Below are 23,585 nucleotides of genomic sequence, written 5' to 3' on the forward strand. Positions count from 1 at the left end.
CATGGAGCGCTATTGATTACAAATTATCTATTAATATAAAGTCTTCGTTGCATCGGATGTGAAGTGAATGATCTCACCAATTGTGCCGGCCTGCACTTTAGCTGGCCAAGCCGGATCGCTGATCAGGGCTCTGCCTACCGCGACGAGATCGAACTCTGCCTTGTCCAGCCGCTCCAGCAGCAGTTCAATATTGTCTTCCTGATTCTTCTCTGTGACTACGCTAGGGAATGCGCTGTCGAGTCCAACGGAGCCCACCGTGATCGTCGGTTTACCGGTAATCTTCTTCGTCCAGCCCGCCAGATTGAGATCTGAGCCTTCGAATTCCGGCTGCCAGAAACGCCGGGTAGAGCAGTGGAAGATATCCACACCTGCATTGCTAAGCGGTGTCAGGAAGCGGGCAAGGTCTTCCGGAGTCTCCACCAGCCTTGCGTCATAATGGCCGCCCTTCCACTGCGAGAAGCGGAGCACTATCGGGAAATCCGGCCCTACCGCGCGGCGGCAGGCATCAATCACTTCAACAGCGAAGGTTGTGCGTGCCTCGAGATCACCGCCATATTCGTCGGTCCGGCGGTTGGTCTTCTCCCAGAAGAACTGGTCGATCAGATAACCATGGGCTCCGTGCAGTTCAATGCCGTCGAAACCAATAGCCTTGGCATCTTTGGCCGCTTTAGCAAAGGCGCTGACAATGCTCTGAATTTCATTCTTGGTCATCGGCTCGGTAATCTGCTCACCGGCCAGATTAAGGCCTGAAGGGCCGATAGGCAGCGCCGAAGCATTGGGTAGCTCGCCAATACTGCGGGCCATACCTACATGCCACAGCTGCGGAATGATCTTGCCTCCGGCTGCGTGCACTTCTTTCACTACCTGCGCCCATCCCTCCAGAGAGGCTTCGCCGTGAATATTTGGAATATCCGGATGGCTGACTGCCGCAGGATGATCGATAGCCGTCCCTTCGGTAACGATCAGGCCGACGCCGCCTTCTGCCCGACGGCGATAGTATGCCGCTACCTCCGGACTAGCCACGCCCCCGGGAGATTGCGCACGTGTCATCGGTGCCATTACCACGCGGTTGGTCAGGGACAGGCCCCCTCCCTCAAAGGGTTCAAACAATTTATCGGTATTCATGATCGGCCTCCGTTTCATAATATAATTACTTTAAGTAAGCATATTATGACTGTTCTTAGCAGCAAATGCAAATCAGTGCAGAGATACCCGCTCCCACGCAAACAGCCGGACGCCCCATTGCTGCTCTAGGTGTCCGGCTGTTGGTTCACAAGCCTAAAATATTATACATATTACAAGTCCAGAACGCCGGCTTTCGGAGTTACACGGAACGCCGCAGCTAAATCTGCCAGCTGCTGATCAGTGATCTTCTGTTTAATTTCACGTCCGCCAATCAGGTTGTAGACAATCGCTGCTTTCTCGATTGTTTCCACCAGACCGAAGGTAGCATCCATAGTTGCGCCGGTAACAAAGATTCCGTGCTGCGGCCAGATGACCACGCGGTAATCCTTCATCTTGTCAGCGGTAGCCCGGCCGATATCACTGCTGCCCGGAACCATCCATGGAATGACGCTGACGCCATCCGGGAAGACAACCAGACATTCTGTGCACATTTCCCACAGGGTCTTGGTGAACTTCAGTCCGTCCAGATCATGGGTAAAGGTCATAGCAATAACATTCGTTGCATGGGTATGCAGCACAATGCGGTGCGAAGGATCTACCTTCAGACGCTCGATGTGACTCATGAAGTGGGAAGCAAGCTCACTGGTAGGTACCGCACCGTTTCGCAGCCCCCACAGAACTTCTACGCTTTCACCGCTATCACTTACGCGAAGTACACCAAGGTTGGCTTCCGGGTCTTTGATGACATTGCGGAAGTATTTGCCGGATCCGGTTACGATAAAGTATTTGCCGGCCAGCTCAGTTACCGGGAAGGTAAGGGCAATTGTACGCAGCGGCTCGCGGATGTTAATATATTTGGCAACCTCTTCTTCATCCAGCAGATAACTGACGTTACCTCCATTAAGCTCATCCCAGCCCAGGGACCACATGTGGTGGGTGATTTCGGACATTTCCTGGATAAACGGTGCTTCAATACCTGCAATGTAACCTTTGGACTCAATTACTGAAGTACTCATATGTTATCTCTCCTCTATATGCACCTATAAGTGCGCGGATACTTGTTCGTTCGGTTGTTAAAAAACTTTAATCTATCTTGCAGCCAGTACTTCCTGCTCATAGCTCTTCACTTCAGCCAGCCATTGCTCGCGGACCGGCGTGCCCTGCGATGCACAGTAATAATCCCATACTGCACCGAATGGATAGGACTTGAATTCTTCTACCAGCGCCAGGCGAGAAGTATAGTCTCCGGCCAGCTCAATGGCGCGAAGCTCCTCTACCGGCTCCAGCATTGCGCGAAGCAGTGCCTTAATAGTGTTGCGTGTTCCAATAACCCAAGCAGCGAGGTGATTGATGCTGCCGTCGAAGAAATCAAGGCCGATATTCGTACGCGGCAGCAAATCTCCGCGAACCAGTTCACGGGCGATTTCCAGCAGCTCATCGTCCATAGTTACGACATGATCGCTGTCCCAGCGTACCGGTCTGCTGACATGCAGCAGCAGCTGTTCGCTGAACATCAGGATTGAGCTCAGTTTATTGGAGATCACTTCAGTCGGATGGAAATGTCCGGCGTCCAGGCAGATCGCTTTGCCGCGGGTCAGTCCATAACCCATGTAGAATTCATGTGATCCGACAACATAGCTCTCGGAGCCAATACCGAACAGCTTGCTCTCAACGGCGTCGATGTTGTATTGCGGATCGATTTCCTCACTGAACACTTCGTCCAGAGATTCTTTAAGACGCATACGCGGTGCCAGGCGGTCAACCGGCGTATCCTTATAACCGTCCGGTACCCAGAAATTCGTTACACAGGGCTGTCCCAGCTCGCGGCCGAAATGCTCAGCGATTTTGCGGGAAGCCTTGCAGTGTCTGATCCAGAAATTGCGGATTTCTTCGTCTGCATGACTCAAAGTGAAGCCGTCAGCAGCTTTCGGATGTGAGAAGCAGGTTGGATTGAAATCCAGTCCCAGCCCTTGCTCTTTAGCCCACTCTACCCAGTTGGCGAAGTGGCGCGGTTCCAGCTCATCCAGATCCACCTGCTCGTCGGTATCAGCATAAATCGCATGCAGATTGACTTTGTGCTTGCCCGGAATCAGCGACAGGGCTTTCTGCAAATCCTGACGCAGCTCATCCGGAGTACCTGCGCGTCCAGGGTAGCTGCCGGTTACAGCAATCCCGCCGCTTAGCTCTTTGTCTTTGAACAGGAAACCTTGAACGTCATCACCTTGCCAGCAGTGTACTGAAATCTTGATCTTGGCCAGCTTCTCCAGGACCTCATCTACGTTAATTCCATGGGCTGCGTATAATTTCTTCGCTTCGTTATAGCTGTTTGTGATGCTCTGATCCATGCTGTTGCCTCCTAATTGTTTTGATAGCATATGCTTCTTTGATAAACTCCGCAAAACTCATTTCGGAAGCATTCACTTAGTTTTGTGAGCATCCGCTCCAATGAATAGCTTCGTACGAAATTGGCTTCGCAAGCCTTTAACTAAACCTTCATTTATATATTCTCACTCGCAATTGCCGCGGAATGGAGATCATCCCAGCGGGCCAGCAGCTGATCTAGCTGGGGAACAGGCTGCGGCAGATACGATTTGATCGCAAAGGAAGTGCCGATGACGCTCCGGGCTTCATGGATGTCAGTCATACGGCCTGATTGAATCATCTGCACGGCCAGGTTGCCCAGTGCTGTTGATTCCGTCGGACCCGCCTGTACTTCCCTGCCGATAATATCGGCGGTCAGCTGACACAGCAGTTCATTGTTGGCGCCGCCGCCGACGATCTGCAGGACTTCGATCCCTTGGCCTGTAAGGCCTTCAAGCTCAGCCAGATAGCTGCGGTAGGATAGGGCCAGACTGTCAAAGATACAACGGGCTAATTCGCCCGGAGTCTCTGGAACAGGCTGGCCGCTCTCCGCACATGACTGGCGAATCTCTTCTATCATATTGTCCGGGTTCAGGAAACGCGGATGATTGCATGGAATCAGGCTGCGGAAGCCTTCGCTGCCCGCGGCCATTGATGCCAGCTCAGCGAAGCTGTATCTTCCTCCATCCAATCTCCGTACTTCCTGGATCAGCCAAAGTCCCATGATGTTCTTCAGGAAACGGTAGGTGCCGTAAGCTCCCCACTCATTCGTATAATTGGCCGCCATGGCTCTGCTGTCATTAATCGGGCGCTCCAGCTCTACACCGAGCAATGACCAGGTGCCGCTGCTGATGTATGCCGAGGATCTGCCTTGCTGCGCAGGCACACCGAGCACAGCAGAAGCTGTGTCATGCGTGGCGGCACAGATTAGGCGGCACTGCGGCAGATCATACTGCTGCACCAGATCCGCCGTGATGAAGCCGAGATCTTCTCCCGGCTCCGTAAGAGGTGCGAACTGCTCTCTACGGAGATGCAGGAAGGACAGCAGCTCCGGGTCGAAATCACGGGTTGCAAGATTCAGCAGCTGCATCGTGGAGGCATTGGTCACCTCGTTGATCTTGCGGCCGCTTAGTCTATAGTAGAGATAATCCGGAACCATCAGAATCTGATCGGCCGCTTCCAGCTCTTCCCGGTCATGTGCATACAGCTGATACAATGTATTGAAGGTCAGCTGCTGGATTCCTGTCTTGGCGTAAACCTTCTCCGGTGAGAGCAGCTTGCCGACTTCGTCCATAACCCCATCAGTGCGGCGGTCACGGTAGGCGTATACTTCCTTAATCCGCTTGCCTTCCGCATCCAGCAGCACATAATCTACTGCCCAAGTATCAATACCCAGTGTACATTCGGTAATTCCTGCGCTTTTTGCTTTATGGAGGCCGCTAACAATTTCATTAAACAAATAATCAATGTCCCAGAAGCAGGAGCCCTCCTGCTCGGTAAACCCATTGCTGAAACGATGAATCTCCTCCAGCTTAAGACTCCCGTCCACGAGGGTTCCGAGTACTAGCCGCCCGCTGGAGGCGCCGATATCGACGGCGATATGATTGTTCATAGGGAATCTCCTTAATCTATAGAAGGTAAATTACAGAATTTTGCGGAACAAGGCAATAACTTCTTCTTTGGTAGGAATGAACGGGTTGCCCGGTGCGCAAGCATCCTTCATTGCATTCTCAGCAAGCAGATCCAAATCCACTTCATCTACACCAAGCTCAGACAGTTTGGCTGGAATCCCAACTTCTTTGGACAGGGCTTTGATTGATTCGATGACGAAATCCGCGCATTCCTTGTCACTTTTGCCCTCTACCTGCAGTCCGATTGCTTTGGCAATCGCTCTGAATTTCTCAGGCACATATTTGGCATTCTCTTCTTCCACATATGGCAGCAGCATCGCATTACATACGCCATGCGGCAGATCATACACACCGCCGAGCTGATGTGCCATTGCATGCACATACCCTAGTCCGGCATTGTTGAAGGCCAGGCCTCCGAGGAAAATGGCATACACCATCTGCTCACGTGCTTCGATATCATGTCCGTTTGTTACAGTCCGGGCCAGGTTGCCAAAAATCAGCTCAACAGCAGCAAGTGCAGTAGCATCGGTTACAGGGTAAGCGCCTGGTGTAACCAGAGCTTCAATTGCATGCGTCAGTGCATCCATACCCGTAGCAGCTGTAAGCGCAGCAGGCTTATCGACCATCAGTTCAGGATCATTCACCGAAATGGTGGCGATACTGTTCTTATCTACCATTACCATCTTGATCTTACGTTCTTCATCCGTAATGACATAGTTAATTGTAACTTCACTTGAGGTTCCTGCAGTAGTGTTCACTGCTACGATCGGCAGGGATTTGTTCTTGGACTTGTGCACACCTTCATAATCAGCAATGTATCCGCCATTAGTTGCTACAATCCCAATCGCTTTAGCTGTATCCTGCGGCGATCCGCCACCGATGGAAATCAGATAGTCGCATTCATGATCATTAAGGAAATCAACGCCGTCATGGACATTTTTGCAGGTCGGGTTCGGCTTCACTTCATCATATACCACATAATTAATTCCCGCTTCATCCAGAACTGCCAGCAGCTTACCGGCGATTCCACTCTTCGTCAGGAACTTATCGGTAACCACGAGTGCTTTCTTCAGGTTCAGTTCTTGAATATATGGAGCGATTTCCTTCAGACAGCCTTTACCCATAATGTTGATAGACGGAACATAATAGACATGAGTACTCATTACTTGACCAGCCTCCCAGGCAAATTAGTATAGAACAATTACAGAAAGCTAAGAATTTCCGCTGAAGTAGGGACGTACATTCTGGCTGTGGCGCCTCAGGCTGGTCTCAGCACTCCTCATCATCCACAAAGGCATACGCTTTCAAAGAGATTATTAACATCCTCATCGTATCGCCGTTAATCTTTGTTGTCAACAAATAAAATATTATTAATGTTGTTTTTATTTGTTTACTGTCTGTTTTGCGAAGATCATAATAGAATAAATGTTGTTTTTCCTGAATTTATTGTACAACACAGAAATAACAGTCTATATTTAATCTATATAGCTACATAGCTACCGGAAAGGTGATACCTATGCTTGCTGCCGAGAGACGCAAAAAAATAATAGATCTTGTCCATCAGGATAAACGTGTACTTGTGTCCGATTTGAGCCGGATGTTCGAAGTCACGGAGGAAACGATACGCCGAGATCTGGAGAAGCTGGAGAAGGACGGGATTGTCAGCCGCACCTACGGCGGAGCCATGCTGAACAGACATACCAATGAGGATCTGCCGTTCCTGACCCGTGGGGCGCTCAATACGGATATCAAACGCAATATTGCGATCAAAGCACTCAATCTGATTAATGACGGAGATACGCTTATGGTGGACCCCAGCTCCACTTCCTTTGAATTCCTTAAGCTGCTGGGCAATAAAAGCAATCTGACAATCATTACGAATTCGATCAACATTCTGCACGAGTTCGCGAATTCCAGCCTGAGCATTATTTCCACCGGCGGATCACTGCGCCACCGTTCCCTGTCACTCGTCGGTCCGGTCGCCCATGACACCACCCAACGCTATAATGTCGACATCGCTGTCATCAGCTGCAAAGGCATCGATATGGACCGCGGAGTTACTGATTCCAATGAACCGGAATGTGAGCTGAAAAAATATATGCTGCGCCAAGCGGAGAAGATAGTGCTGCTGGCCGATCACACCAAGTTCAACAAAACTGCCTTCGCCAACCTGGTAGAGCTCAGCAGGCTCGATGTGCTGATCACCGACCGCAAACCGACGGATACCTGGCTTAAGCTGCTGGCCGAGAACAATGTGGAGGTGCTGTACTAAGCAGCATTGCTGCTGACACAAACCGTTCAGTGCCCTATAAAAGAGTATGTAAACGCCAAAAGGCAAAACCGCTCTTCCCGGATTCGGGATAAGAAGTTTTGCCTTTTGGCTTAAGCTGTTTGCTGTGCTGCAGTGTCTCTTCCTGACCCTGACTCTATTGGTGTTCACTTCCTCTATATGATAAACTTGCAGAAATTATCTGCTATTCATAAAGGAGCGGAAAAATGCTATGGGGAAAAAGAAAAAAACATTACCCGCCGATTTTGGCGAGCGGGTTAAATCGAATGATCTCGCTGCACTCAAGGCCATTTTTGCGGAATGCGAATGGGATGCACGCGGGGGCTACAGCAAAGGAACCGCGCTCAGCTTCCGGCAAATCCCGGATGAGCTGGTCCGCTGGCTTGTAGAGCAGGGTGCTGACATCAACGCCCGGGACAAATATGAGCACACCCCTTTGCACTCCCAGGCTGCAGCCTGGTCCGGTAATATCCCGTTACTCCTGGAATTAGGCGCGGACCCGGAAGCCCTTGATTATCAGAATGAGACACCGCTGCATGCTGCGGCGGGTTATTACCGGACCCGGGCAATACAGGATCTGGTCGCCCATGGTGCAAATATCCATGCGGAGAATAAACGGAAACAAACACCGCTCGCTAAAGGATTATCCCAATGCCGGAATATCGATATTGCCCACATGGTGGAAATCTCCCGGATTCTGCTGGATGCCGGAGCAGCAATCACGCCGGAGATGAAAGATTCCGTACGGCGGATCGGCAAGGATTTGGAATTTGTCAGAGCCAGTCACAATAACGAGGAGCTGGATAACAAAGCATCCGCCCTGCTGGAGCTGTACCGGCTATTTGATGTCGAGCCTGTAGCGAAATTGGAGAAGCACGATGGAGCCTCGGCCATTAAGGCCAAGCCAGCTGCATGGTCCGCTCAGCATCAGGAACTCTGGGATTATCTCGTCCCTGCTTCCGGACATGCGCAAACCGTGCAGGGAGAGGTTATCCGCATTACCGGGCGGGTGTCTCACGAAATCCTGGATAACGGCGGAGGCAACTGGGATGACAATTACCGTAAAATGCTGGATGCCCTGATTGCGCACTTGGGCACAGGTACGCCGCTGCCTCCCGCCCTCCTTCAGGAAGCAGCTTCATTAGCCAGCAGGCTACGTATGGGTTCTGGCTACGATGAACCGGCAAGATTAAGCGAACTGGCGGTGCTGTGGGTACTGGCCAATCCTCAGCCGGTAGCCGTGGACCAACCGGATTACACCCGCTAAGTCTAAACTATACGTATTACGAAGGCGCTCCTTTGGAGAGCATGATGTTCAGAATCGCCTGGTCGGTTGCGGCAAGCCCTTCCTGAACCAGAGTCTCCATATTCTTAATCGTATCTTCAACCTTCTCAAAGATAACACCGTCATTCAGACTCGCTGAAATATCGTTCATCGCCAGCGTCGCGGACTGGATCGCTGCATTCGTGGCGGTTGAGATCTTCAGGGCACAGGTCGGTTTCGCACCGTCGCAGATCATTCCGGACGTAGAAGCAATGGTGTTCTGGATGGAGTGCTTGATCTGATCCAGACTGCCGCCCATCAGGTAAACAATGCCGCTGCCCGCCCCTACTCCGCCGGCAATTCCCGACCCGCACAAGGGCGACAGCCGGCCGATGTAATGTTTGACGTGAATCGTAATCAGATTGCTGAGTGCCATCGCTCTTGCCAGTGTCTCCTCATCCTTGCCGAGGAGATCTGCAAGGGCAATGACCGGCAAGGTGCAGGCAATGCCCTGATTCCCGCTGCCTGCGGTGGTCATCACCGGCATGGCACTGCCGTCCATCCGCGCATCAGATGCTGCCGCCGTCGCGGCAATAATCCGGTTCGCTACATCATTACCAAACAGATTGACAGCCGATTGCTGGCTCATTTTCCTTCCAACCTGCAGGCCATATTCCCCGCGCAGCCCCTCGTCCGAGATTGCTCTATTCATTCGTGCCCCTTCCAGCAGGAAACTAAGCTCCGGGAAAGGTGTGGTCTGAATGAACTCATATATTTCCTCTAGTGAAACCGAATATACCTCCGGGTCCAGCGTTTCAGACTCCTCGCAATCCGCCTTGTCCTTCCCCGGCTCCAGCTTAACGCCGTCTTTGGACAGGAATACCACATTCGTATGCTCTTTAGCTACAATCGCAGTCGCGGTATGATTCAAGCTGCTCACTCTGGCTTCAATATACAATTTCTCAGAAGTATCCTTCAGTTCAACATTCAGCAGCTTCTGCTCGATCATCGCATTAGCCTTCGTTAGTTCTGCCGGAGTAAGTCCGGAGAGAATCTCCAGCTTCCGGTGAGAGCGGCGGACTACTGCGCCCAAGGCAGCCGCTATCGGCAGCCCGGTCTGCCCGGTGCCCGGAATCCCTACGCCCATCGCATTCTTAACAATATTTCCGCTGAGGAACAGCTGAATTGCTGTAATCTCCTCCTCAACCAGCTCTGCCGCCAGGGAGACTGCATAGGCAACCGCAATCGGTTCGGTGCAGCCTTCTGCCGGAACAATTTCTTTTATCAGCACATCCAGTAGGTTAACCATATCCGAATCACCATTCCTCTATCTCTCTCTATATAACTATTCCTATATAGTACCTCAGATTGATAGCCCGGGGGAATCCCCGTTATTAACCATTAGCAAGCGGGGCGGCGGATTGAAATGGTTAGGGAGAACTGGCGGTACACTGTTAACGTCCCAGTAAAAACCCGAGTTTCCCCAGCCTTTTCAGCCCTTCAGTACAAGCCCATCCCCCTGCACCCGCCAGAATAGCATTATGAAATATCTTCAGTGCCAGTGAATACGTCATGCTGCCAATGACAATTTCGACCATGATAAACCGGAAGATATCTTCCTTAGTGATCAGATAGACTCTAAATTCCTGATTAGGTGACAATGGCTCATCCCCCGTCTGCTTCGTGTTTCTGTACCTATATGCCCCGTGCGGGTTGTCTAATTCCGGGAGCAGCCTAATCCCCTACACCCCCTCCTCTAACCTATCGTTGGCACATTGTATTCGGTTTTTCGCATACATTTGGCTCGTTTACCCTATCGTGGGCACATTGTATTCGGTTTTTCGCATACATTTGGCTCGTCTACCCTATTGTTGGCACATTGTATTCGGTTTTTCGCATACATTTGGCTCCTGCTGCCCACTTTCGGCGGATTCAAAGGGATTTATCCCTTTGATCTTCCCCTCCAGCCGGCTTCTGGGACCTTCAGCTTAAAGACAAAAAAAGCAGCGTGTTCCCAAAGGAATCCGCTGCTCTTCTACTACTAACTTTTTATACACTCCGGGGACTGAAGCTCCCCCGCCTTCCTCTTACTTCGACTCCACCGCATGGCCGCCGAACTCGTTGCGCAGCGCGGCAACCACTTTGCCGGTAAAGGTGTCAGTCTCCAGTGACCGGTAGCGCATCAGCAGCGCCATAGCGATAACCGGCGTAGCCGCCTGCAGGTCAAACGCGGTCTCCAGCGTCCATCTGCCTTCCCCGGAGGAATGCATGATTCCCTTGATCTCATCCAGCTTGGCATCCTTGGAGAAGGCGCGTTCGATCAGCTCCATCAGCCAGGAGCGGACGACCGAGCCGTTGTTCCAGACACGGGCCACCTGCTCGAAGTCGAAGTCATAGCCGCTTTTCTCAAGCACCTCGAAGCCCTCACCAATTGCGGCCATCATGCCGTATTCAATCCCGTTGTGGACCATCTTCAGGAAGTGTCCGCTGCCGGATTTGCCGGCATACAGGTACCCGTTCTCGACCGCAGTATCGCGGAAGACCGGTTCGACGACCGCCCATGCTTCCTCATCTCCGCCGATCATATAACAGGCGCCATTGCGTGCGCCTTCCATCCCGCCGGAAGTTCCGGCATCCAGGAAATAAATCCCGTGGGCGCTAAGCTCATCGTGACGGCGGATCGACTCCTTATAATGAGAATTTCCGGCCTCGATGACGATATCGCCCTCCGACAACAGTGGGGTCAGCTCTGTGATGACCGAATCCACAAAGGTGTGCGGGACCATGATCCAGAGGATACGCGGGGATTCCAGCTTTCCTGTAAGTTCTGCCAGACTTCCCGCACTGGCGGCTCCTTTCGCTTCAAGCTCCTGCACCGCAGCGGCGTTCACATCATAAGCCACGACTTCATGTTCGTGCTCCAATAGATTCTGGCCGAGATTGAAGCCCATTTTGCCTAGTCCAATTAAACCGACTTTCATTGCTAATCCCTCCGAATGTTATAGTTGTCTGCTCTTAGCTGCAAATAGTACTGTTCGAAATAGAAGGTATTGCCCCAGCTCACGCGCCAGGCCGGATGGCTTCCGGATCCAGCTCTTGTGTCTGGCGGACCGGGGAATGCTCCCCGTGCTCCGGTTCATCGAGCCACCAGTGATGCTCCCCGAGCAAATCATCTGCTGCCTTGGGTCCAAAAGAACCGGCTGGATACAGGTGAAGCGGAAGCGTCCCTTCTTCTGTTGCCTCGATTATAGGCTGAACCCACTGCCAGGACAACTCCACTTCATCCCAATGGGCAAAGAAGGTCGCATCTCCGAGCAAAGCATCATAAATCAGGTTCTCGTAGGCTTCCGGCAGGTCGGGGTTACCCGACTCATGCTTAATGCTGACTGGCTCGAGTTGTCCGTGCTGGCGCGGATTTTTGGTATTGAGCGTAAGGGAGATTCCTTCATTCGGACCAATATCAATCACCAGCAGGTTAGGGTCCAGCGCGAGCTTGCTTCTGTTCTTATTATGCAAATCATTAAACGGCTCTTTGAATTCTATAACAATCCGCGTGGATTTCTCCTTCATGCGTTTGCCGGTGCGGATATAGAAAGGCACATCATTCCATAGCGGATCATCAATCCACAGCCGGGCGGCGATATAGGTCTCATTCTGCGAGGAGGCTTCAATGCCGGGTTCAGCCGTATAAGCTGCCACCTGCCGGCCGCGCATCTCACCCGCTGCATACTGCCCGCGCACCACATGCTGCGTCACTTCCTCACGGAGCAATGGGCGTACCGAACGGATGACATGGCGCTTCTTGCTGCGGACATCCTCCGGGGTGCTGCCTTTGGGGAGCTGCATGGCCATCATCATGAGGAGCTGAAGCATATGGTTCTGGAACATGTCGCGCAGCGCACCAGCCTTGTCATAATAACCGGCCCGCTCTTCCACACCGACCGTTTCACTGGCTGTAATCTGTACGCTCTCGATATACCGGTTCTGCCACAACGCCCGCAGCACAGGATTGGAATATTTCAGCACCTCAAGATTCTGTACCATCGGTTTGCCGAGGAAGTGGTCAATGCGGAAGATCTCTTCTTCCGTAAAAGCAGCGTTCAAGCTGTCATTAAGCACCCGTGCCGACTGCAGATCCCGTCCGAACGGCTTCTCGATAATCAGCCGCTTCCATCCCTTCGTGTTACCAAGTCCGCTGGCATTAATGTTCCCGGCAATCTCGCCGAAGAATTCAGGACCGACAGAGAGATAGAACATCCGGTTCTGCGGAAGTCCCAGCTCTTCCTCGCGGCGCTGCACATGTCCCAGCAGCTTAACATAATCTTCGGGGCGTCCGACATCAAGCACGCTATATTCAAAAGCCAGCAGGAAATTCTGCAGCTCCGCCGAATCTTCTACCGGCCGCCGCGAAAAGGTGCGCAGTGAATCCAGCACCTGATGCTGGAAGGTTTCATTCGTCAGCTCTCTTCTGCCAAGGCCTATGACTGAAAGAGGACCGGAAAGCTTACCATCTTTGAACAGGTTATATAGTGCGGGGTATATTTTCCGTTTGGCCAGATCCCCGGTTGCGCCAAATAGTACGAATGATGATGATTCCACTTTCATTCCTCCCGTAATTATCAAATGTTTATGTGGTTACTTATTATTACTCACAAACTTTATAACACACATCATACGACTGCAGAATCCATTCGTCAACCTCATTTCGACATTTACGAAAAGTACTTATTTTCACGCACTTTTCACTATGTTATAGTAAGGTGGATATTTATAATAACTAAATAAGGTGGAATCCGCATGACACAGGAGCTTAAGCCCTTGCTCGCCAAAGTCGAGCACGTCCATCATATCATCGGCAAGAAGTGGGTGAATCTGATTATCCATGTACTGATGGAGGGCACTAAACGGTTCAGTGAGCTGCATAATATCATCCCCGATTTGAGCAAACGCATGCTCAACGAGCGCTTGAAGGAGCTTGAAGAATGCGGTCTGATCAGCCGTGCGGTCATCCCTGACCGTCCGGTAAGGACGGAATATTCGCTCACTGCCAAAGGGCAGGAGCTGGGTACAGCGCTCCTGCCCGTCGAAGCATGGGCGATGAAATGGCTGTAATGCCGCTGATACCGCTGTGTGAGCATGCCAAACAGCAGGTCCCGCGGAAGCAGACCTGCTGTTGTTAGCTTTGTCAGTATCAACCAAGCAGTACAGAATCAAGATACCAATGTCTTCTGGTCGTCCCCTATGCTGCCTGCCCGTACATATCTGGCGTTGAAATAGAGCAGTACGATGTTGGACACCAGCAGCGAGGCTGCGGCGAAGCACCAGATGAAGGCATACCCGAGATTCTTGGCCATGATTCCCAGGATCAGCGTAATCAGGAAACCGGCGAGTGATTTGAGCGCTGACAGTCCGGAGGAGAAGGTCGCCCGCTTGGCCCGGGGAATGAAATCCTGTATCCAGACACCTGAAGAAGACATATCCATCCCGAGTCCGAATTCAAACAGCAGCAGACCGGCAATAAATACAGCCTTATGGGGAAACAATCCAACCAGCAGCAGTCCGAGTGCAGAGATTACAGTTCCGCAGACGATGATCCGGACGGCAGCAACCTCTTTTTTGGCAAGATAGGAGACCAGGAAGCTCGATACACTAATTACTCCCATGAACAGAATCAGCAGGAGCCCGAGCGCACTGACCGGAAAGTCCAGCTCATTCACCCCATATACCTGCCAGGACAACAGAAAGGCCAGCATCGCGGTATGTGTCAGGATGCTGCGCAGAAGGATAAACCGCATCTCTGTGCTGCGGGCGAAATCGGCCGAGCTGGCATAGATCTCCCGGAGGATGCTGCTCTGCGTTCTGCTTCCGTAGTTGTCGCTGAAGCTGAGCCAGGTATATACGCCGAGTCCTACCGCCAGCACGCCAGCAATGGCTACCGGAAGAACATAATGAATATTGCTGCCCACCGTACCCAGCAATGCGCCGACGATGGCAAACGCCGAGACAAACCCGCTGATGCGGGGCAGGGCAATTTTTTTATAATCCGGCATTCCCAGCTCTTCCAGCTGATCAATGTACCAGGCCTGGGGAGAATCCGAGATCATCGATACGCCCAGAGACATCACTATGGAGGCGAGGATGAATAAGGCGAGACCCTCAGCAGCGGCAAAAAACCAAAGTCCCGCTCCCCACACTATGAACCCGGCCGCCGTCATGCGCTTTCTCCCATAGATGTCGGACAGATTCCCGCTCGGGTAATCAAAGACGGCCATGGACAGTGAAGAAACGGCAAACACGATGCTGATCTGAAAGGCATCCACGCCGCGCAAGCTCATCAAAATGATAAAAACCGCGCCATAGAGCTTATCAGCCACATTATACCCCGACAATATGACGCCCAGAAATACACTGTATTTCCGTTGAAGCTGATTGTTCTCCACTTTGCATCCCGCCTTTCACCTCGCTGATATTCCAGCCCAAGTTAATTATTGGGATTATATTATAATTGTTTCCTTTTCAAAGTGAATTATTGCACAGCTGGGCGGCACTCTCATCCCGCTCCCGGGTCAACGGGTTAGAACCATGAAGCCACGAGATCATTGATCGGCTTGTAAATGACCATGATGAGCAGCAGCGGGCTTGGAACCTGAATCCGCAGCAGGGTGCACACCGTCGCCGCCATTCCGCCAATCCAGAGTACACCGTAAACCATAAGATCACGCCGCTTGGATCTGCCCTTCAGTGAAGGCAAATCTGCTGCAATACAGACTGCGGCTATAATGACAAACATCAGTACCAGCAACATTCAGGCTCACTCCTTGATATCGTCAAGAAAAGAATTGTCTATCGTACCAATCCGGTTGATTGTCACACTGGCATCGTAATGAATGGTCATTGCTTGGAGATAGCCTTCCTTATTCTGCTCCTGCAGCTTGGCCCAGGTCTTGGGGCTGGTACGGTAAATGGACTGGCCGAAGCCAAAAATATCAACATTAAACCGTTCTTTCATGTTCTCAACCGATTGCTTCATCCGGGCAACAATGCGCTCCTCCGTCTCCTCCTCCAGATATTTAATCTTGCTCTCCGTATCCAGCTTATCTGATCCCTCCACTTCCTCCACATTGCATACAGCCTCCACTTTCAGATAAATATGCGGTTCGCCGCCGATAATTTTCACTTTCCGTCTGGTTGTAGACGACAGCCCCTCAACGATGACTAGGCTTCCGTTATCTTTGATGTGTCCAGTATTTTTAGTTACGCCATCAATGACATAATTGTAACCAACCGTTTCATTTTCATCCATCCAGCCGATCAGCTTATCCTTTTTGAATACGGCTACACTATCATAATGCAGTCTTGCTTTTGGTGAAGTCCGCTCAATATTGCCTTTCTCCCCGCCTGCCTCAGGATCTCCCTGCACCTCTACTCCGGTCAATACCGGATTCTCCCCTTCATAGAGCAAATCCTCAATAAACTTATCAAGCGTGACCGCGACTGTCTTGGACGATATTTTGTAGGATTTGTCGAGGGCGTTGAATAATTTATTCGCGGGCAGCCTGTCCAGCGGGGTAAGGACCTTTAGAATATTCTCTGCAGTCGTCTTATGTGCCACCATTACGTAGAAGTCCATCCGCGGCTCGCGGCTTCTTTTGAGCACATCCAGTGTTTCACCAACCCCCTCACGCGCCAGCTCTTCTCCGATAACGAGTACACGGATATGCCCCAGATAAGGCGAACGCGAACTGACCAGATTGAACTTGCGGAGCGATTCATAGATCGTCGGCACTGTAAAATTATAAGTAACAACGGGAACCCCGCCAGCCCCTGAACCCCCGGCCCCCTGTGAAGTAATCGAGGAAGGAATGACGACCTGCATGGATACCTTGTAGCCCGACTCGGCTTTATCCAGCCCCAGAGCCAGCACAAAAGCCAGTTCATTTAACTCCTTCCGTTCCCAGCAGCCGCTGAGCAGCATGGGAAGCAGCAATAGGGGAATACATGCGGTCAAGGCTTTCCTGATTCTTGTATACATCTTTAAGGTTCCTCACGTTTGGAAGTGTTCATCCGCTGCAGATTCTGCGTTTTATTCTCCACCGGTCTTGTCTTCAGCAGCGGCCAGGGAAGCCTGAAGATGGAATCCTTAAGGTCTGCCGCCCTGAACGGGCCAATCGGACTCATGTAAGGAACGCCGAAGGAACGCAGACTGACCAGATGCAGCACCAGCAGGAACACTCCGCACAAGATTCCGTACAGCCCCATGAACCCGGCGAGCCCAATCAGGGCAAACCGGATAATTCTCGCGGCAATGGCCATCCCTGCTTCAGGAATGACAAAGCTTGAGATCGCTGTGATCGACACAATGATAACCATCGCCGAGGAGATGAACCCTGCCGCAACCGCCGCTTGCCCGATGACCAGCGTACCGACGATAGAGACAGCCTGACCGACATTCTTGGGAATTCTCACCCCTGCTTCGCGCAGGATTTCATAGGTGAATTCCATCAGCAGCGCCTCGATAAAAGCCGGAAACGGCACTGTTTCCCGCTGGGCCGCAAGACTGATTACCAGATTGGTCGGGATCATCTCCTGATGATAGGTGGTAATGGCTACATAGAACGCAGGCGCAAACAAGGTAATAAAGAAGGCCAGGAACCGTACACACCGCAGCAGTGTGGAGATATCCGCCCGCTGATAGTAATCTTCCGCCGACTGAAAAAACGATACAAAAATCGTAGGCGCCAGCAGTACAAAAGGGGTTCCGTCGACCAGGATCGCCACCTTCCCTTCCAGTATCCCTGCAGCAATTGTATCGGGACGGTCACTGTTATAGATCGTGGGAAAAGGGGTCACCGCCGTATCCTGAATGAACTCCTCGATATAGCCGCTCTCCAAAATACTATCCGTATCAATGCTATTCAGGCGGCGTTTAACCTCTTGTACCAGCTCTTCATTCGCAATATGGCTGAGATACATAATCGAGACACTCGTCTGGGTCACGCGGCCGATCTGGATCGTCTCAAGCCACAGCTGGCTGTCTTTGATTTTGCGGCGGATTAAAGCAGTGTTCGTTCTGAGATTCTCCGTGAAGCCTTCCATGGGTCCCCGGACCACAGACTGCGAGGTTGGCTCACTGACGCTGCGGTCTTCCCAGCCGGGCAGTCCGATCCGCAGCGCTGAAGCGCTCCCCTCCACCATGAGCATCACATTCCCGGATAACAAATCGTGAACGAAATGCTTATAGTCATGGATCACAGTAAGATCGCCGGCCATAAGCACGCGTTTTCTCAGCATTTCTATTTTGCCGTCAGGAGCCAGTTCTTCCAGCAGACCGGAAACCCGCCCCTCCTGGAGCGAGTACAGAATTGAGTTATGCAGCAGCTGTGTATCTATCAGACCATCGATATAGAATATAGCAAGCTCCGTACGTTCCCCCAGCTGCAGCCGTTTGCGCACCAGATCTGAGCTCTGCCCAAGCAGCTTGTACAAGTGATCATCATTGTCTTCCAGCCGGCAGGATAACTCACCGTTAACCGCATCTTTCAATTTCGTTCCCCTCCACTTCCCTATCCATTCACTCTGTTGTAGTTTGGTAGCACCGCTTGATAATTATTCCTGAATCGTTGCCAGTGCTTGAAACACATAATTCTGGAAGGAGATGCCATACTAAGATGGTTTCCGGGAAGATATAACCTGCGGGCTATAGTAAGGTGTAAATGGAGGATAGACATGAGTATTGAAAAAGATCGGATCAGTACGGCGCAGATGGTAATCCTCGGACTTTTCACTTTTATCGGGGATATGGCTCTGGTCTACCCGGCAGCCATGACATCTGTAGCTCATCAGGATGCCTGGATTGCTGCCCTGATCAGTATTCCGCCGGGAATCGCATTGGTCTTCCTGTTCGTCACTGTTGCGAATATTAATCCGGACAAAAACATTATTGAACTCAGCCAGCAGATTCTGGGGAAGTGGATTGGCAGTGCGGTAGGCGTATATTATCTGTTCTTCTTCATCATCGCGGCCTCTACCTATGTCAGAGAGATCGAGGACTTCATGTGTACTCAGATCTATGAGGGAACTCCGGGTGGTGTCATCCGGTTCATGAGTATTGTTATACTTGTCTACGGGCTGCGTCTGGGTCTTGAGACGGTCGGCAGAGCGGCTCAGGTGTTTTTTCCGCTGTTCGCTTTATTCCTCGTTTGCCTGATGGTGCTCTTATTTCCGCAGGTCCAGCTGGAGCGAATCCAGCCCATTCTGAATACGCCTTTTCCGGATATGCTGCATGCCGTCTTGTTCGGTGTGTTTTATCCGTTTGGGGAAATATGTGTATTTTTCATGGTCTATCCCTACACCCGCAAGAGCCGTAAGATCAACCGGGATATCCTCCTGGCCCTCATCCTTGGAGCGCTGGGTCTGAATCTGATACTGTTCCTCTCACTGACCGTTCTCGGCGCTTATTTCTCAGAGCATAATTTCTATGCAGCCTATATCCTGGCCCAGAAGATTAATATAGCCAACTTTCTGCAGCGTCTCGAAGCACTGATGGCCACGGCCTGGATTATCACAACCTATTTCAAAACAGCACTCTACTTCTATGCCTTCGTTCTCGGAACCGCCCAGCTATTCAAATTAAAAAGCCACCGGCCGCTGATCTTCCCTGTGGCCTTCCTGATCTACGGACTCTCCCAGCTCATCGCCAAGAACATAATATTCTATGTAAAAGAGATCCCGGACTACTGGGTAGACTGGGATCTCACGCTTTCGCTCGTACTGCCGCTGATTATGCTGATTGTATATAAAGTGAGACAGCGTACGGCTGCTTCTTAAGCTGTATAGCTATAGGCTATGCCCGCCTGAGAAGTCCAGTCCTGTATACTCGAAGTAGTCAAAATACGCCGCCTTCGCCTGCTGGTCCAGATCCTGGGCGCAGATCCCGGCATAAGAGCCGGTGAAGCCCAGCTTGCCGCCATGCTCATCCGAGAGGGTGCCGAAATCAAGCGGCGTACACATCGCCGTCCAGGCCTCCCCGTCCGGTGAAGCGTAGAACATAATATCTCTGCCGCTAATCTCTGCCTTCAAATAGTAACGCTCCCAGTCCTTCACCGAAATCTGCATGGAGGATATTTCCCCATATTTGCCGGCCTGACACATTACGACGCCTAAAGCTACCCCTCTGAGTTCATCCGCCGTTACACGCAGATAATAGTAATCCTTGTCATCATAGTAGAGCACCAGTCCGGCCATCTGCATGAAGCTGTCCGGCTTGAATTCCAGGCAGGTAGTTACGGTGCAGGCAAAATGCTGAATCGGCCTCCCGATCAGACTCTGGTCAAACAGCGATGCCAGGGATTCCCGGCCGCGCAGCCGCAAGAAGCCGGGACGCTCCCGGAGGCTCACCCACGATTCATCGAACGGCACGCGCAGACTCTGGTAAGGATAACCCAGCACAGGGCCGTCAAAATCATCGCGCTCCGGCAAGGCCTCGAACGGATACGGCGGAAGCTCCGGCGCTGCAGTCCGCAAGGCCGGCAGCTTCCCGCCCTGTGCGAGGCGCAGCCAGCCGTCCTCTGTCCAGACACAGCGCTGGATGGCCGTCTCCCGGCCCAGCGGATTCAGCTTGCCCGTTCCCGGGATCGGGCGGGTGCACAGATGAGCCATATACCATTCCCCGGACTGCGTCTCCACCAGCGAGCCGTGCCCCGCCTGCTGGAAGGCATAGGTCAGATCATGGGCCGTAGTCATAATCGGGTAATCCGGATCGGTCTCGAAAGGTCCGAATATGCTGCGGCTGCGGGCCATCGTGACCATATGATTCACTCCGGTGCCTCCTTCAGCAACCAGCAAATAGTAGTAATCTCCGCGCTTGTACAATTGCGGACCTTCGGTTACCCCTGTTGGAGTTCCTTTGTATATCTCATGAATAGGGCCGGTCAGTCTGCCGCTTTCCGGGTCATATTCCTGCATCACGATGCCGGAAAAGCTGCTGTGACTCTGCCGGAAATCCCAGCGCATGTTCAGCAGCCACTTGCGACCGTCGCTGTCATGGAACAGGAACGGGTCGAATCCGCTGCCGTTCAGCCGCACCGGCGGGCTCCACGGTCCTTCAAGGCAGGTAGCGGTAATCAGATAGTTATGCAGATCCTTATACACGCTGGAGCGGGACTTCACATCCGTAAACAGCAGGTAATACAGGCCGTTATCGTAGGATAGTGCCGGAGCCCAGATAGAGCCGGAGCTTCCGTTGCCGCGCAGATCCACCTGTGAGGTCTCGGTCAGAACACGGGTAAGTGTATGCCAGTGCACCAGGTCACGGGAATGATGAATCTCTACACCGGGGAACCATTCGAAGGTTGAGGTTGCGATATAATAGTCATCACCCACCCTGAGGAAAGACGGATCGGGATGAAAGCCGGTCAGCACCGGATTGACAATGGTTGGAGCCATAATTGTTACCCCCTGGTTAATGTAAGTCACAGATTGGATTGGATTAGATTGATTAGATTGTACCGATAGGATTCTATAGAAGAATACCCGCTTTTATTGTAGCGCCTGAGAGAGCAGAAAGTTATAATGGGTTATAATAAAATGTTTGTATTTTGTCATGTTGGAGGCGTTAGCATAGCGTTATGAAACAGCTATTCGAACCTGTTCTGTTTGCAAACCGTCAGTCTCTGATCTGGGACTATCACATCTATACCGATGATCATTACAAGGGATATTACCACTGGCACCAGTGCTGTGAAATCATGTTCGTGCACGGCGGACAGGGCAGCATTGTGGTCAATCAGCAGATGTATGATATCCGCCCGGGCATGCTGTTTTTTTTCCAGCCCTATCAGCTGCACCGGATCTATTCTGAAGTTTCACCCGAGTGTCCGTTCGTACGCTCCATCTTCTATCTTGATCCCCATACTGCCGAGAACCTGCTGCAGGGCTTCGCCAAACGCAAAGCGGTCTTCTCAGCGCTGTGGCAGGGCAGCAATACCTATTGCGGCTTCGATCTTGGCGACCGGATTGAAACCATGGAGTGGTTCTACCGGAATTACAATGAGTTAAGGATCAAATCATCTGAGGAAGACCCGGAGGATATCACTATGCTGCTCCTGCAGTTGCTCAGCTGTATCGGAACAGGCGATCAATCGCTGATCCATACCGGAGAGCGGCGGAATCTCCGCTATTCGGAGCAGATTATGAACTGGATCGAGGCGCATTATCAGGAAGAGGTTAATCTGGATCAGCTTGCGGAGGAGACTCATCTCTCGAAATCCTATGTCTCGCGGATCTTCCATCAGGAGACAGGCGGCCGGCTGGTTGACTATCTCACCGCCCGGCGGCTGAAGCAGGCCTGCCGGCTGCTCGGAACGACCGATATGCCTGTGGAGCAGATTGGCATCGCTGTCGGATTCCCAAACGCCTCCTATTTCAACCAGCTGTTCAAACGGGTGCTGGGAACCACCCCGCTGAAATACCGGAAGGGGAACAAGTAGCTTATTCGGATCCCTGCTTGCTAGCCCGCTCAGGTCACCGACTTTATTTGAATATGACAATATTACGATATTTCGTCATATCAAATCACAACTTTCTGTAATCATAGGACGCTATACTGAAGCCATATTCTAATTAATGGAGGCATCAGCTATGAGTACAGCATATTGGCAGGAAGTTATGAACCGGCTGGATACGAAGGTATCGCGGATGATAAAGCAGATCGGCGGGAAATGTCCGCATTTCGCCGGAGAAGACGGTAAGTTCGATGATATCGCCTCCGACTGGTGGACGACCGGCTTCTGGCCGGGTATGCTCTGGATTATGCATGATATGACCGGCAAGGAATACTATAAGGAAGCCGCTTGGCACTGGGACGAGACATTGGAGCAATGGTTCGTGAAGCCGACCGTGGAGCTGCATCATGACGTAGGTTTTCAGTTTTTGCCTACAGCCGTAATCAAGAACGTTCTGACCGGGGATGAGGATGGCCTGCGCCGGGGTCTTGAGGCTGCCACCTTCCTGGCCGCACGTTATAACCCTGCCGGTAAGTTCATCCGCGCCTGGAATGAGGACAAACATGGCTGGGTGATCATCGACTGTATGCTGAACATCTCCCTGCTGTTCTGGGCAAGTAAGGTGACTGGCGATCCGCGCTATAGACATATTGCGGTCAGCCATGCGGAAACTGCAATGCAGTATGGTGTGCGTGAGGATGGATCGACCAAACATATCCTCTCCTTCGATGCCGAGACTGGCGCCTATATCGAGAATTTCGGCGGCCAGGGCTATTCCGCAGAATCGTGCTGGAGCCGGGGGGCTGCCTGGGGCCTATACGGGTTCATTAATACTTACCGCCACACCGGGGATGAACGTTTCTCGAATACAGCGAAGCGGATTGCCCACTATTTCATCTCCGCCCTTCCGGAAGATCACGTACCGTACTGGGACTTCCGCCTGGCAGACGACAAGCGGATGTTCAGAGACAGCTCCGCCGCATCGATCGCTGCATCAGGCTTGCTGGAGCTGGCTGACATCGTGCCGCTTGGCGAGAAAAGCCTATACGCCAATGCCGCAGAACGGATCCTGCGTTCGCTGACCGAGAACTATGCCACCTGGGATCAGCCGGAGCATGAAGCTATTCTGCTGCACGGCACCGGCAGCGGCGACTCCTTCATCGATGTATCGCTGATCTACGGCGATTACTACTATGTTGAAGCTGTTGCCAAGCTGAACGGCTGGAAGCACCGGATTTTCTAGTCTGGTTAATGCATAACGCAAACAGCGGGCCCCCGTACTCTGGGAGACCCGCTGTTTGCCGTTTAAACTAATGATACTTAAGATCAATGGTGATTCACTACAAGTATTCTACAGCTACTATTATACAAAGCTGCATCTATCGGCTGATTGTCTGTAACGCCAAGCCCAC

General features: G+C 51.9%; 20 protein-coding genes. 6 read left to right on the forward strand and 14 right to left on the reverse strand.

Features of this window, described 5'->3' with window-relative positions; translation table 11 throughout:
- Nucleotides 1-30: 30 nt before the first annotated feature.
- The 5 genes from PBOR_RS19965 to PBOR_RS19985 form a co-directional block, all read right to left on the reverse strand.
- Nucleotides 31-1,125: an NADH:flavin oxidoreductase gene (locus tag PBOR_RS19965; RefSeq protein WP_042214650.1), complete on the reverse strand. Its 1,095-nt coding sequence runs from the start codon at nucleotides 1,123-1,125 to the stop codon at nucleotides 31-33.
- A gap of 170 nt (nucleotides 1,126-1,295) precedes the next feature.
- Complete coding sequence (gene rhaD / locus PBOR_RS19970; protein WP_042214653.1) at nucleotides 1,296-2,141, reverse strand: rhamnulose-1-phosphate aldolase; 846 nt, start codon at nucleotides 2,139-2,141, stop codon at nucleotides 1,296-1,298.
- Between the two features lie 72 nt (nucleotides 2,142-2,213).
- A complete protein-coding gene (gene rhaA / locus PBOR_RS19975) occupies nucleotides 2,214-3,470 on the reverse strand; it encodes an L-rhamnose isomerase (RefSeq protein WP_042214655.1) in 1,257 nt (418 codons plus the stop codon).
- Between the two features lie 152 nt (nucleotides 3,471-3,622).
- Nucleotides 3,623-5,098: a rhamnulokinase gene (gene rhaB / locus PBOR_RS19980; protein ID WP_042214658.1), complete on the reverse strand. Its 1,476-nt coding sequence runs from the start codon at nucleotides 5,096-5,098 to the stop codon at nucleotides 3,623-3,625.
- Between the two features lie 30 nt (nucleotides 5,099-5,128).
- Nucleotides 5,129-6,280: an iron-containing alcohol dehydrogenase gene (locus PBOR_RS19985; protein ID WP_042214660.1), complete on the reverse strand. Its 1,152-nt coding sequence runs from the start codon at nucleotides 6,278-6,280 to the stop codon at nucleotides 5,129-5,131.
- A gap of 353 nt (nucleotides 6,281-6,633) precedes the next feature.
- Between PBOR_RS19985 and PBOR_RS19990 the strand changes: the two genes are divergently transcribed.
- Nucleotides 6,634-7,389, forward strand: a complete 756-nt coding sequence (locus tag PBOR_RS19990; protein ID WP_042214663.1) for a DeoR/GlpR family DNA-binding transcription regulator — start codon at nucleotides 6,634-6,636, stop codon at nucleotides 7,387-7,389.
- A 229-nt stretch (nucleotides 7,390-7,618) separates the two neighbouring features.
- Complete coding sequence (locus PBOR_RS19995) at nucleotides 7,619-8,674, forward strand: ankyrin repeat domain-containing protein (RefSeq protein WP_042214665.1); 1,056 nt, start codon at nucleotides 7,619-7,621, stop codon at nucleotides 8,672-8,674.
- 16 nt (nucleotides 8,675-8,690) lie between these two features.
- Here PBOR_RS19995 and PBOR_RS20000 read toward each other — a convergent pair whose 3' ends face one another.
- The 4 genes from PBOR_RS20000 to zwf form a co-directional block, all read right to left on the reverse strand.
- Nucleotides 8,691-9,980 (reverse strand): L-cysteine desulfidase family protein, encoded by a 1,290-nt coding sequence (locus tag PBOR_RS20000; RefSeq protein WP_042214668.1) that lies wholly within the window; start codon nucleotides 9,978-9,980, stop codon nucleotides 8,691-8,693.
- A 145-nt stretch (nucleotides 9,981-10,125) separates the two neighbouring features.
- Complete coding sequence (locus PBOR_RS20005; RefSeq protein ID WP_042214670.1) at nucleotides 10,126-10,332, reverse strand: hypothetical protein; 207 nt, start codon at nucleotides 10,330-10,332, stop codon at nucleotides 10,126-10,128.
- 426 nt (nucleotides 10,333-10,758) lie between these two features.
- A complete protein-coding gene (gene gnd / locus PBOR_RS20010) occupies nucleotides 10,759-11,652 on the reverse strand; it encodes a phosphogluconate dehydrogenase (NAD(+)-dependent, decarboxylating) (RefSeq protein WP_042214672.1) in 894 nt (297 codons plus the stop codon).
- 79 nt (nucleotides 11,653-11,731) lie between these two features.
- The gene (gene zwf, locus PBOR_RS20015) at nucleotides 11,732-13,270 is read right to left on the reverse strand and encodes a glucose-6-phosphate dehydrogenase (protein ID WP_042214675.1); all 1,539 of its coding nucleotides are present in this window, start codon (nucleotides 13,268-13,270) and stop codon (nucleotides 11,732-11,734) included.
- Between the two features lie 198 nt (nucleotides 13,271-13,468).
- Between zwf and PBOR_RS20020 the strand changes: the two genes are divergently transcribed.
- Entirely contained in the window at nucleotides 13,469-13,783 is a 315-nt protein-coding gene (locus PBOR_RS20020) for a winged helix-turn-helix transcriptional regulator (protein WP_042214677.1), read from the forward strand.
- A 98-nt stretch (nucleotides 13,784-13,881) separates the two neighbouring features.
- Here the strand turns inward: PBOR_RS20020 and PBOR_RS20025 are convergent, their stop codons facing one another.
- The 4 genes from PBOR_RS20025 to PBOR_RS20040 form a co-directional block, all read right to left on the reverse strand.
- Nucleotides 13,882-15,111 (reverse strand): MFS transporter, encoded by a 1,230-nt coding sequence (locus PBOR_RS20025; protein ID WP_042214680.1) that lies wholly within the window; start codon nucleotides 15,109-15,111, stop codon nucleotides 13,882-13,884.
- Between the two features lie 134 nt (nucleotides 15,112-15,245).
- On the reverse strand, nucleotides 15,246-15,476 hold the full coding sequence (locus tag PBOR_RS20030) for a hypothetical protein (RefSeq protein WP_245647837.1): 231 nt from the start codon (nucleotides 15,474-15,476) through the stop codon (nucleotides 15,246-15,248).
- Between the two features lie 6 nt (nucleotides 15,477-15,482).
- Nucleotides 15,483-16,703: a Ger(x)C family spore germination protein gene (locus tag PBOR_RS20035; RefSeq protein ID WP_042214681.1), complete on the reverse strand. Its 1,221-nt coding sequence runs from the start codon at nucleotides 16,701-16,703 to the stop codon at nucleotides 15,483-15,485.
- A gap of 2 nt (nucleotides 16,704-16,705) precedes the next feature.
- Nucleotides 16,706-18,214 (reverse strand): spore germination protein, encoded by a 1,509-nt coding sequence (locus tag PBOR_RS20040; protein WP_042214684.1) that lies wholly within the window; start codon nucleotides 18,212-18,214, stop codon nucleotides 16,706-16,708.
- 183 nt (nucleotides 18,215-18,397) lie between these two features.
- Between PBOR_RS20040 and PBOR_RS20045 the strand changes: the two genes are divergently transcribed.
- On the forward strand, nucleotides 18,398-19,498 hold the full coding sequence (locus tag PBOR_RS20045; RefSeq protein ID WP_042214686.1) for a GerAB/ArcD/ProY family transporter: 1,101 nt from the start codon (nucleotides 18,398-18,400) through the stop codon (nucleotides 19,496-19,498).
- 9 nt (nucleotides 19,499-19,507) lie between these two features.
- Here PBOR_RS20045 and PBOR_RS20050 read toward each other — a convergent pair whose 3' ends face one another.
- Nucleotides 19,508-21,115: a glycoside hydrolase family 43 protein gene (locus PBOR_RS20050; protein ID WP_042214689.1), complete on the reverse strand. Its 1,608-nt coding sequence runs from the start codon at nucleotides 21,113-21,115 to the stop codon at nucleotides 19,508-19,510.
- A gap of 182 nt (nucleotides 21,116-21,297) precedes the next feature.
- On the opposite strand from PBOR_RS20050, the gene PBOR_RS20055 reads away from it, so the two are divergent.
- Entirely contained in the window at nucleotides 21,298-22,158 is an 861-nt protein-coding gene (locus tag PBOR_RS20055; protein WP_052429574.1) for an AraC family transcriptional regulator, read from the forward strand.
- A 151-nt stretch (nucleotides 22,159-22,309) separates the two neighbouring features.
- On the forward strand, nucleotides 22,310-23,416 hold the full coding sequence (locus tag PBOR_RS20060) for a glycoside hydrolase family 88 protein (RefSeq protein ID WP_042214691.1): 1,107 nt from the start codon (nucleotides 22,310-22,312) through the stop codon (nucleotides 23,414-23,416).
- Nucleotides 23,417-23,585 lie beyond the last annotated feature (169 nt).

Source organism: Paenibacillus borealis, assembly GCF_000758665.1.
GTDB classification, from domain to species: Bacteria; Bacillota; Bacilli; order Paenibacillales; family Paenibacillaceae; genus Paenibacillus_AQ; species Paenibacillus_AQ borealis.